Annotated in this window: 2 protein-coding genes; one reads left to right on the plus strand and one right to left on the minus strand. The window is 56.4% G+C overall.

Annotation, left to right across the window (positions count from 1 at the left end):
- A partial coding sequence (locus ACOSYY_RS18605; RefSeq protein WP_421664361.1) for a glycosyltransferase family 9 protein occupies nucleotides 1–974 on the minus strand: 974 nt, incomplete at its 3' end.
- 251 nt (nucleotides 975–1,225) lie between these two features.
- Here ACOSYY_RS18605 and ACOSYY_RS18610 point away from each other — a divergent pair.
- Nucleotides 1,226–1,622, plus strand: a 397-nt coding sequence (locus tag ACOSYY_RS18610) for a hypothetical protein (protein ID WP_421664362.1), incomplete at its 3' end; no start/stop codon positions are given.

A 1,622-nucleotide genomic window follows, 5' to 3' on the forward strand; every position in this document is an offset into this window, starting at 1 on the left:
GTCGCCATGACGTCGTCGACCGCCGTGCCTTGCCCGATGAGCACGCGATGCAAACAACGATCATGCGGACTCCAGCGGACCGGATCGGAGCCGACACATACAATCACGCTTGGAACGTGAAGGGCCGCCGCCAAATGGGAGACGCCGGTGTCGTTGGCGATCAACAGAGCCGAACGGCTCAAGAGAACAGCGAGTGTGCCGAGATCCGTTTGTCCTACGAGGTCGGTGGCATGCTCACGCATGTGAGCCATGACGGCTTGGGCGAGCGAACGTTCCGCCTCCGTACCGGTGACCACCACTCGATATCCCATCTCAACCAGTCGGTCTCCCACGAGGCTGAACAAATGGGGAGCCCACCTGCGTGAAGAACCCCGCCCTCCGGGATGCAGACACACATAGGATCCTGATTGAAGCCCGTGGGAGGCCTGGAGGGCGCGAAAGGCGGCCGTATCATGCATGGTGAGAGGAAACTCCAAGTGATTGTCGTGCGCCGGAATGCCGAGGTGGCGGAGCAATGCCAAATGCCGGTCGACCTCGGGTAAATGGTCGGGATAAGGCATGAACCCGCGCTCGTTTGGACAATGGCTGCCTGCGTGAGCAAACCCGGCCGTCATTCTCGCGCCGAGGAGGGATAGGAGCTGGTTGGTGTATCGGCCGTTCCCTTGCATTTGAAGGGCAAGGTCGAAGCGGCGTCGCTGCATGGTGGCTAAAAAGTATGGAATCGCGGCGATCTCGACCGACCGCTCAGGAAGACCGGGATAGCCAGGAAATTCGATGAACTCATCGAGATACCGCGCAAAGCGGTTGACGAAGGTCTTGGACCAAGGAAGGCCGATGAGCGCAATATGAGCCTGCGGAAACGCGGCGCGTAATGATCGGAAGGCCGGCACGGCACACAGTAAATCTCCTAATTGCAGCGCCCGCAGCAGGACGATGGTATGCGGCGTTGTCTGAAGCGACGTTTCAGAGACCATGGCCTTTTCCGCCAACCAACGTGTGGAAGCGTAAGCGTAAATGTTCGATTCAGACCGAACAGCCCATTTGCATCGTTTTCGAAGGTACCGCATGGCGAACCATGACGAGTACTAGGTAAAGCCCCCCAGCTTCCCTCTGACTGGGGAAACTCCCAGATGGAAAAAATGTCCGCCCGGATTATGTAGCTCTCTGGCAAGAGACGGGTGTAGGACCGGAGTTGAGTTGAACCTAGAACCGTAAGGAGGCTCTCATGAAATCACTTTATAAAACCGTCGGGACGGTACTGTGCGGCGTGGCGTTGTCCATAGGGCCGTCCATTGTCGTGCAGGCAGAACATTCACCGAGCCCGTCAGATACTATGAAAACCGATTCCTTGACTGACGCTCACAAGTACAATTTTCAATCCGATGATGACACGCAACGAAACGATATGAAGGAGAGCGCCCTGCCAAGGGGTGCGAACAGCGCCAAGACCATCCACGGGGAACTGTTCCGCGTGGATGACGCCAATTATTTTGTGAAGGCCAAGGATGGGACCCAAGTTCGTTTGCACACCGATAAGACCACCAATATGATTGGAACGATCAAAAAGGGTGATCAGATAGAAGCGACGGTCAACGATCAGAATCATGCGCTGTCGATTCAAG

Source organism: Nitrospira sp. BLG_2 (assembly GCF_049222245.1).